Source organism: Modicisalibacter sp. 'Wilcox' (assembly GCF_010993675.1).
Taxonomy (GTDB): Bacteria; Pseudomonadota; Gammaproteobacteria; order Pseudomonadales; family Halomonadaceae; genus Modicisalibacter; species Modicisalibacter tunisiensis.
Genome location: NZ_WNXF01000015.1, coordinates 94644 through 103679, shown reverse-complemented (window position 1 = coordinate 103679; position 9036 = coordinate 94644). Strand labels below are relative to the sequence as shown.

The 9036-nt window shown below is 66.6% G+C and carries 6 protein-coding genes and 1 pseudogene; 4 read left to right on the top strand and 3 right to left on the bottom strand.

Annotated features, from left to right (window positions below; translation table 11 throughout):
- A pseudogene (locus G7A98_RS13800) lies at positions 1 to 126 on the top strand (IS30 family transposase); the annotation flags it as partial.
- Here the strand turns inward: G7A98_RS13800 and G7A98_RS13795 are convergent.
- The 3 genes from G7A98_RS13795 to G7A98_RS13785 are packed head-to-tail and all read right to left on the bottom strand — an operon-like array spanning position 89 to position 4509.
- On the bottom strand, positions 89 to 424 hold the full coding sequence (locus G7A98_RS13795; protein ID WP_205596276.1) for a hypothetical protein: 336 nt from the start codon (positions 422 to 424) through the stop codon (positions 89 to 91). The pseudogene G7A98_RS13800 and the gene G7A98_RS13795 sit on opposite strands and share 38 nt — an antisense overlap.
- Before the next feature lie 45 nt (positions 425 to 469).
- Positions 470 to 1138, bottom strand: a complete 669-nt coding sequence (locus G7A98_RS13790) for a DUF4391 domain-containing protein (protein ID WP_163650257.1) — start codon at positions 1136 to 1138, stop codon at positions 470 to 472.
- Entirely contained in the window at positions 1135 to 4509 is a 3375-nt protein-coding gene (locus G7A98_RS13785; protein WP_163650256.1) for a helicase-related protein, read from the bottom strand. The genes G7A98_RS13790 and G7A98_RS13785 overlap by 4 nt, the downstream gene beginning before the upstream one ends.
- A gap of 302 nt (positions 4510 to 4811) precedes the next feature.
- Here G7A98_RS13785 and G7A98_RS13780 point away from each other — a divergent pair, with 302 nt between their 5' ends.
- The 3 genes from G7A98_RS13780 (at position 4812) to G7A98_RS13770 (ending at position 8978) form a co-directional block, all read left to right on the top strand.
- Positions 4812 to 6431, top strand: coding sequence for a Na+/H+ antiporter (locus G7A98_RS13780; RefSeq protein WP_163650255.1), 1620 nt, complete (start codon positions 4812 to 4814; stop codon positions 6429 to 6431).
- An 88-nt stretch (positions 6432 to 6519) separates the two neighbouring features.
- A complete protein-coding gene (locus tag G7A98_RS13775) occupies positions 6520 to 7626 on the top strand; it encodes a histone deacetylase (RefSeq protein ID WP_163650254.1) in 1107 nt (368 codons plus the stop codon).
- Positions 7627 to 7805: 179 nt separating this feature from the next.
- Entirely contained in the window at positions 7806 to 8978 is a 1173-nt protein-coding gene (locus tag G7A98_RS13770) for a glycosyltransferase family 9 protein (RefSeq protein ID WP_163650253.1), read from the top strand.
- Positions 8979 to 9036 lie beyond the last annotated feature (58 nt).

Genomic DNA, 9036 nt, shown 5'->3' with positions numbered 1-9036 from the left:
GAACTCGACGAGATCGCTGACTCACTGAACACCCGGCCGCGCAAGACACTGGACTGGCGAACGCCGCTGGAAGTTTATGCCGAAGTGCTCAAGAAATCCGTCGCCGGTCCGAGCACCCTTCAATAGCGTTGCACTTGGAACTTGAGACCGCCCTCTCTTCCCGACGCGGGCGCAGTGTCTTAGCAATCGGCGCATTAGCCGCCAGTAAAGCTTCCCGCTTACCGGGCCAGTTGAGATGGTAGCGCTCCTGTGGCCCTTCGACGATATGATCGGAGAGCTCCTGCCGAAGCTGGTCAAAGTCGATGGCTTGCTTCACTCGCCCTTGCTCATCCCGTGCTTCGGTGACGCAGCTGGGAAACAGCTCGGCCAGCTTCGCGATGTTGGCCTCGGTCAGGTTGGGGGAGTGCATCTTCAGCTTGTCCATGGTGTCGCGTGTCTCCGGGCCCTGGGTCTGCCCCATGGGTCATATTCAGGTGTCGTAGTCGGCAAGTTTCTCGCGGATCGAGCGCAGTTCGGCGTTGATCTCGACCTTGCGGTTGAACTGTTTCGTGTTGCGCAGGCGCTTTTCGAGCTTGTCGGCATCCTTCTTGAGGGACTCCACAGCCTTCAAGCGGTCCAGCTGATCCGGCAGGGCTTCGCCCTGGCGGGCCGGCGCGGGAAGTAGGCTGCGCAGCAGCTGCTGGTAGAGCTGTTTCAGGTCGATGGCCGTGGGCAGCGGCTGCCGGGGCGTCTCGGCGGGCAGCCAGTCGCTGCTGGCGTAGTGGTCATCCAGCACCCATTTGCCGGGGTCGGCCTGGCTGGGCCGCTTGTAGGTGGCGGTGACACGGATGCCGTAGGTGCCGTGTAGCTCAAACAGGATCGGGAAGGGAATGGCGCGGTCGATGGCCCGCAGCACGTCTCGGTGCAGGTCCTCGCCCTTGAGGGTGATTACGAAGACCTGCAGCTCAGGCACCTCTTGGGTACCTGGCAGGTTGATCGTGCTATGAGCCAGCTTGGCATGCCAGGTGATCTGCGCGACCTCGTCCCGCAGGCGCTCCCTGAGCTTGGCGGTGGCTCGCACATGCGCCAGGATGCGCTGCTTGGCCACCACACGGCCGAGCAGCGTCTTGGCGGGGTACTGGTAGAGCGGTGCCGTCATGGTGCTTTACTCTTGCTTTCCCTGCCGGCCGTATGGCGCTCCGTGCCCGAGCCTGTGTCTATGCTCGAGCCCGCGTCACGAATGACGATGAAGGTGATCAGCTCGAAGTCGTCGAGCCCCTCGATGGTATCCACCAGCGCCGTGGTCTCGCCGCCACTGAACAGGCTGTCGATGTCCTTGTCCTCCTTCACCTCGATCATCGAGCGGATGGCTTGATCCAGTAGCGCCGAATAGGCGTGCATCTCTCGGCCGTCGCGGGTTTCCTCGTTGAAGGCACGATAGACGGCTTCGACGGGATCGCTCAGCCCCTTGCAGACGGTACGGGCCAGGTCCAGCAGGCGCTTGACCTCGGTGTAGTCGCTGATCACCTCGCCGGTGTGGCTGATGTAGACCAGGTAGAAGGGGTGCAGGCGGTTCTGCTGCTGCAGGCCGCTACCCTGGCGACCGACCTGCTGATTGAGATTGCGCAACGTGAAGATGACCCCGGGCTGCAGACCCTTCTCGGGACGCGCCGGCACCACGGTATGCAGGCCGTTGGGAATACGGCTCAGGTCGCCGTTCTCCTTCAGGTAGCCCAGCAGGTCCATGCGGAATTCATTCAGGCCCAGGTCGGTGATCGACACGCCGGACTTGAGGTCTTCCATCTCCACCACTTCATCCTGCAGGCGGCGCAGCTGCTCGCGACGGTAGGCGACGTCGTTGGATTGGGCATTGAGCACGTTGTCGTCCCCGGTGGCGGTGACGTCGGCGATCACCATGCGGTTCTCGACGCGCTCCTTGAGATTGATGTACTCGTCCAGGCTGATGTCCGGCCAGTAGTTGACCAGCTGGATGCTGGCGTTGGGCGAGCCGATGCGGTCGATACGCCCGAAACGCTGGATGATGCGCACCGGGTTCCAGTGGATGTCGTAGTTGATCAGGGTGTCGCAGTCCTGCAGGTTCTGGCCTTCCGAGATGCAGTCGGTCCCGATCAGGATATCCAGCTCACGGGGTTCACCGGGGTACACCATGGCCTTGCTCTTGGCCTGTGGGGCGAACAGCGTCAACAGGCCCTGGAAGTCGTAGTGCTGGCGACTATTGGGCATGGCGCCGAGGGTGGATTTCGGGGTGTCGCTGCCGGTTACCAGGCCGGTGTATACGCCCTGGTTCTCCAGCAGGTTTGGTGCCAGGTTGTCGTAGAGGTACTTGGCGGTATCCGCGAAGGCGGTGAAGATCAGCACCTTGCGGTTACCGGGGTTGATCGGCGAGGCCAGCTTGCCGGCGATCTGGGTCTTCAGGTGCTGCAGCTTGGCATCGTCGGCCGGGGTGACCTTGTCCATTTCCTCCAGCAGCAGCTCGATCCACACCAGGTCATTGCCCAGGTCATGCTCCCAGGACGGCAGGTCCATGTCCGCCAGGCTGATCTGGACCTTCTTGCCCACCGTGGCATCGCCCGGCATGGGGATGCTGTCGTCGTCGGGTCCGGAATCCTCGAAGGACGCGGCGATGTCCGCGAAGCTCTCGGCGCGCCCGGTCCGCTTGAAGGCCGCGATCTTGTCCAGGATGGTCTGGTAGCTATCCTGCAGCCCCTCCAGGGTCAGGCGAAACGCCGCCACCGAGCTCTCCAGACGCTTGAGCAGGTTGGTGGTCATCAAGGCCTGCAGGCTCCTCTCCCGGTCCACCTGCTTGAAGCTGGACCTCCCGCTGTACACCTCGGTGTCGTACATCGCCTCGTACTTCTTGAGGCGACTGGGCAGGATGTAGCTGATCGGGGCGTAGACGGAGAGCTTGAGCTGGGAGAGCTGCTGGAAGATCTCGTTGAAGCCGATCACATCGGTTCGGTGAGTGAGCGGACAGTGAAACGACAGCGGCTTGCGGCGCTCCGGGAAGCTGCCGATATCGCGGGTATCGTAGAAGGTTTCGATATGCCGACGTGAACGGGCGATGGTGACGCTGTCCAGCAGCTCGAAGAAGTCGAAGTCCAGCGCCTGCAGGATGGCCCCCGTGGTGCGCTTCTCGGGCGGAAGCGCCGACCACTCGTTGAAGGTGGCCTGGGCGCGCCGGAAGATGCCCTCGATGTCCTGGGCGCCGCTGAGATGGCGTGTCAGGTTCTCGGCCTCGCCCTCGTAGGCCAGCGCCAGCTGGTTCTTCAGGTCGGTGAAGCGGTTGTTGACCGGCGTGGCCGAGAGCATCAGCACCTTGGTCTTCACGCCCGCCCGGATCACCTGGTTCATCAGCTTCTGGTAGCGCGTCTCGCGGTCCTTGTAGACGTCGTTGTTGCGGAAATTGTGCGACTCGTCGATCACCACCAGGTCGTAGTTGCCCCAGTTGACGCGATCCAGCGGCATGCCGAAGGATTCCCCACGGGTGCGCTGCAGGTCGGTATGGCAGAGCACGTCGTAGTTCAGGCGGTCCTGGGCCAGCACATTGGTGGTCAGGTTGCGGTTGTAGGTCAGCCAGTTATCGGCGAGCTTCTTCGGGCACAGCACCAGCACGGAGCGGTTGCGCAGCTCGTAGTACTTGATGACTGCCAGGGCGGTGAAGGTCTTCCCGAGCCCGACGCTGTCGGCCAGGATGCAGCCGTTGTAGGTCTCCAGCTTGTTGATGACGCCGGTGGCCGCATCGCGCTGGAAGTTGAACAGCTTCTGCCAGATGACACTGTCCTGGTAGCCGGTGCGGTCGTTGGGCAGCACATCCTCGCTGATGTCTTCCAGGAACTCGTGGAAGATGTGATAGAGCATCAGGAAGTAGATCCGCTCCGGCGGGTTCTCCCGGTAGACCGAGGCGATATGCTCGCGCAGCCGTTCGGTGACATCCTCCAGCTTCTCTTCGTCCTGCCACAGCTGGTCGAAGAGGGCCATGAACTGCGAGGTGTGGGCCGGCTCGCTGAAGCGGGTGACGAAGTTGGAGACCGCATTGCCCTGCTGGTAGCCCAGATCCACCGCCGTGAAGCCCTGCAGCGGCATATAGACCGTATCACCGCCTGTGGCCGCTACGCCGGCAAAGGGCTGCATGGCGGCCTGGCCGCGGTTGGAGCGGAACCGGGCCTTGCGGCGCATCCAGTCGGCGCACTCGCGAGCGATGGCCCGCTGGGTCAGCTGGTTCTTGAGCTGGATCTCGAACTCGCTGCCGTGGACGCTGCGCTCGCGCTCCACCTTGGGGATGTGAAACTCGCGGTGTTCCTTGCGGAACTTGTCGCTGGCCTGGTCAGGCACGAAGGTGGGTGAGGTGAAGATGAACTCGACCGAGTCCAATGCTTCCAGCTCATCCTTGAGCGCCTCATAGGCGTAAATCGAGAAGCAGGAAGCCGCAATCTTGAGCCGTGCGCCGGGCCGCAGAGTGTCCTTCAGGTCATCGCCGAGCAGCCGGCTGACGTTGTCGATGATCTCCATGATGCGGCCCCCTGCCGTTTCCTGGCCGCCTTTTCTGTGACGGTCTCGTCATTTTTTGCTGAGCGAAGCCCCAAAGTTTATATCAAGGAAATGGCATCACGAAGCGCAGCAGCGTGGTCGCCTGGCATCGGCCGCCGCCTTTCCACCACCCGAGCCTGGCCCCGCCTTGACCCAGATCAAGCCAGCGCCAATCGCCGTGGCCCCGGCTCGCCCTTTCCCCTGCCCGGGTCAAGTTCCGGCAACCGTATCTGCCCTAGAGTGCGCGTCACACGCTTTCTGCTCGCCTGGATTCCCGCCCCGCCATGGACATTCTCAACCTCATCTTCCTGCTCACCCTGGCCGTCGCGGCCAGCCGCCCGCTCGCCAACCTCGTGCCGTTGCCGCTGCCGATCCTGCAGATCCTGATGGGCAGCGTGCTGGCCCTGCCGCCGATCGGCATGTCGGTGGAGCTCGACCCCGAGATCTTCATGATGCTGTTCATCCCGCCGCTGCTGTTCTACGACGGCTGGAAGATCCCCAAGAAGGAATTCACCGAGTACGGCGGCCAGATCGCCGCCATGTCGTTGCTGTTGGTGCTGCTCACGGTGGCCGTGGTCGGCTACGTCATCCACTGGCTGCTGCCGACGATTCCCATGGCCGCCAGCTTCGCCCTGGCGGCGATCCTCTCGCCCACCGACGCCCTGGCGGTGATCGCCATCGCCCAGGGCCGCCTGCCGCGCCACATGGCCCACCAGCTCGAGGGCGAGGCAATGATGAACGACGCCACCGGCCTGGTGTCGTTCAAGTTCGCCATCGCCGCCGCGCTCACCGGCAGCTTCTCGCTGCTCTCGGTGTCCGGGGAGTTCCTGGTGGTGGCGCTGGGCGGGCTGCTGATCGGCGGCGGCCTCAGCTGGCTGGTGGGCAAGTTCAAGCAGTGGATGACCGCGCGCCACCTCTACGACCCGGCGACCTACGTGGTCACCATCCTGCTGCTGCCGTTCGCGGCCTTCTTCCTCGCCGAGCACGCCGGCATGTCGGGGATCCTCTCGGCGGTGGCCGCCGGCATGGTGCAGAGCCGCGTCGACATGCTGCCGGTCAAGACCAGCACCCGCATCCTCAATCGCAGCCTCTGGGAGATGCTCGACTTCTGCTTCAACGGCGCGGTGTTCCTGCTGCTGGGCCTGCAGTTCCCGGGCATCGTCGAGCGCGTCTGGGATTCCGGCGGGCCGCATGACCTGGGCATCGCCACGCTGAGCGGCTACGCCCTGGCGCTGATGGGGGTGCTGCTGGTGATCCGCTTCGCCTTCGTCTACGCCTACCACTGGGCCGAGGAGCGCATCCTCCGGCTGCGCGGCAAGGCCGCCGAGAACCCGCCGCGTCTGCTGGTCACGGCGCTCAGCTCGGTGGCCGGCGTGCGCGGCGCCATTACCCTGGCCGGCGTGCTCTCGGTACCGCTGCTGATCGATGGCGCCCCCTTCCCCGGCCGCGACCTGATGATCTTCCTCGCTGCGGCAGTGATCATCCTCTCGCTGCTGATCGGCGCCCTGGGCGTGCCCTACTTCATGCGCTTCCTGTCGCTCGACGACCTGGCCCAGCACGAGCGCGAGCTGATCCGTGCCCGCCAGGCGGCCACCCGCTCCGCCCTCGAGTGGCTGGAAAACCGCGCAGCGCCCCCCATCGGCGATGAGGCCGAGCTGCATCACTCGATCGCCGCGCACCTCATCGAGTCCTACCGTCAGGAGCTTCAGGCGATGGCCCTCGAGCGCGACGAGCGCGCCGACCAGGCGCGCCAGCGCCATGCCCTGGAGACCGAGCTGCGCCGCCAGGCGATCGCCGTGCAGCGCCAGGAGCTCTACCGGCTGCGCAAGCGCCGCCACATCGACGAGCCGATGCTGCAGACGCTGATCCGCGAGCTCGACTACGAGGAAGCGGCCCTGTCGTGAGCCCCGTCCTCCCGGGCGCCCCGAGGTGGGCTATGGTTGTCAGTGACGGCCCTTGAAAGCCCCTCGTTCGGCGACCCGGGAGGACATCGTGACCGCGCCAGACACGCCCGTCATCGTGTTCTACGATGAGCGGGTTCTCGCCCACCAGCCCGACGGCAACGTGCCGCTGCTCTCCTCGCGCTTAGATCGCCACCTGCGCCAGATCCTCTCGGGCCTCGCCGTCACCTGGCAGTACCCGGAGCACCCGGGGCGGCTGACCGCCATCAAGCACCTGCTGGACAGCGAGCCGATCGCCGGGGTGGTGTTCGAGACCGGGCAGAGCGCCACCCGCGAGCAGCTCTGCCGGGTGCATACCTCCTCCTACGTCGCCAACATCCTCGAGCTGCGCGGCAAGAGCGCCTGGCTGGATGTCGACACCACCGCGGTCTCGCCGGGCAGCGCCGAGGCCGCCGAGGTGGCCGCCGGCACCGCCATCGCCGCGGTGGAGGCCGTGGTCGCGGGGCGCGCGTCGAGCGCCTTCGCCCTGGTTCGCCCGCCCGGCCACCACGCCGAGCCGGTGCGCGCCCGCGGCTTCTGCCTGTTCAACAACGTGGCGGTGGCCGCCGCCCACGCCCGGGCGGAACTGGGCTGCGAACGGGTGATGATCGTCGACTGGGACGCCCATCACGGCAACGGCACCCAGGAGATCTTCTGGGCCGATCCCAGCGTGCTGTTCTTCGATCTTCATCGCGCCCCGCCCTACTTCCCCGGCTCCGGCCGAGTCGAGGAGGTCGGCGCGGGGCGCGGCGAGGGCACCACGGTCAACGTGCCGCTGCCCGCCGGCGCCGGGGACGCCGCTTTCCTCAAGGCCTTCGACGAGATCCTCGCGCCCGCCGCCGAGTGGTTCCGGCCCGACCTGATCCTGGTCTCGGCGGGCTTCGATCCGCACTGGAACGACCTGGCCCTGAACGTCACCTACGAGGGCTTCGGCGCCATGACCGCCCGGCTGCAGGCGCTGGCCCGGCGCCACTGCGAGGGGCGCCTGGCCTTCGTGCTGGAAGGCGGCTACAACCTGGTCTCGCTGCCGCGCGGCGTGCATGCCGTGCTCGAGGTGCTCGCCGGCGGCGAGCCGCCGGTGCCGGGCATCAGCGGCATCGCCGAGGTCGCCGCCGCCGCGGCCTACCACCGCGATGCCTTCACCCCGCCCGAGGAGTGACGCCCCGTACTTGCCGCGCCAGACCAGAATTGTCACCATGGCGGGCCCTTGCCCGCCGAAATCCTGGCCGCCTCGCGTCTGTAAGCCATCGTTTCGCCGTGCAGCAAAACGAAATCATTAAGCAACCGTTAAGGTACTCTCTCGATAGTGCCTACATCCCGTTTTGCGAGTGGCTCACCATGTTCCTGCTGACCCGCCTACGCCGTCACACCGCCATGCGCCAGCTGGGCAAGCGCCTGGAAAAGCGCGCCAAGGCCTGGCTATACCGCCGGCTCGCCGCCTCGTCCACCGCCACGCCCGCGACGCCGGAGGCCCTGGAGGGCGTCCGTCGGGTGCTGCTGGTGCGCCCCAACTTCCGCATCGGCAATGCCCTGATCAGCGCCCGGCTGATCCACGCGCTGGCCGAGGGGCGGCCCGACCTCGAGATCGACTACCTGGCCACCGACACCACCGTATCCCTGTTCGCGGGCATGCCGCTGACCCACTGTCACGCCCTCGGCCGGGACATGCTCGCTCGCCCGTGGAAACTGCTCGCCCTGTGGCGCACGCTGCGTCGGCGCCGCTACGACCTGGCCATCCAGGTGGCGGACACCTCGCTGACCGGCCGGCTCTGCCTGAAGGCGGCCGGCGCCCGGCGCACCCTGGGCGCCGATTCGCGCCTGGCCGGGCTCTACGATCAGGTCTACCGCATGCCGCCCGGGCACGATCACGTCTACGACGTGGCCGCGGTCATCGCGCGCACCCTGGGGCTGGCGTGCGATGCGCGCCCCTGGATGACGGTCTCGGAGGCCGAACGGGGCCGGGCACGAACCGGGCTCCGGCAGCTGGCCGAACAGCCGTTCGACGTCGGCGTGTTCGTGGGCGGGCACCTGAACAAGCGCCTGCCGCTGGACTTCTGGCTGGCACTGTGCGACGAACTCAACGCGCGTGGCCGGCGCTTCATCGTGCTGATCGGCCCCGAGGAAGCCGCGATGCGCCCGGCCCTGGAGGCCCGCCGCGGCCGGCATGGCCGCGTGGCCCCCGCCATGGGGCTGCGCGACTTCGCCGCCACGCTGACGCAGCTGCCGCGCCTGATCACCCCGGACACCGGCCCCATGCACATGGCGGTCGCGCTCGACGTCCCCGTGACCGCCGTGCTCAACACCGCGATGTCCCGCAAGTTCGCCCCCCGCGGCCGGGCCGACCGGGTGCTGCTGTCGCCCGCCCCGGCCGAGGTCGTGACCACGCTGGACGCCACGACGCCGCGCGTACCGGAATCCCGGGACGGGACCTTTACCCGCCCGCCACGCGAGGCCGCCGCGCCGTCACGGCAGGCGGGCCGTTCCTTCGGCCCGGTAGCGTCGGGGGCGTGACAGCGCGTATAGCGGATAGATGATGCGATGCGGGCGCTGCGCGCTCGGGTCGCAGGCC

What these genes read in the sequence shown, in the direction of transcription:
- G7A98_RS13795 (WP_205596276.1), bottom strand. Translation starts at nt 424, where the DNA reads ATGGACAAGCTGAAGATGCACTCCCCCAACCTGACCGAGGCCAACATC.
- G7A98_RS13790 (WP_163650257.1), bottom strand. Translation starts at nt 1,138, where the DNA reads ATGACGGCACCGCTCTACCAGTACCCCGCCAAGACGCTGCTCGGCCGT.
- G7A98_RS13785 (WP_163650256.1), bottom strand. Translation starts at nt 4,509, where the DNA reads ATGGAGATCATCGACAACGTCAGCCGGCTGCTCGGCGATGACCTGAAG.
- G7A98_RS13780 (WP_163650255.1), top strand. Translation starts at nt 4,812, where the DNA reads ATGGACATTCTCAACCTCATCTTCCTGCTCACCCTGGCCGTCGCGGCC.
- G7A98_RS13770 (WP_163650253.1), top strand. Translation starts at nt 7,806, where the DNA reads ATGTTCCTGCTGACCCGCCTACGCCGTCACACCGCCATGCGCCAGCTG.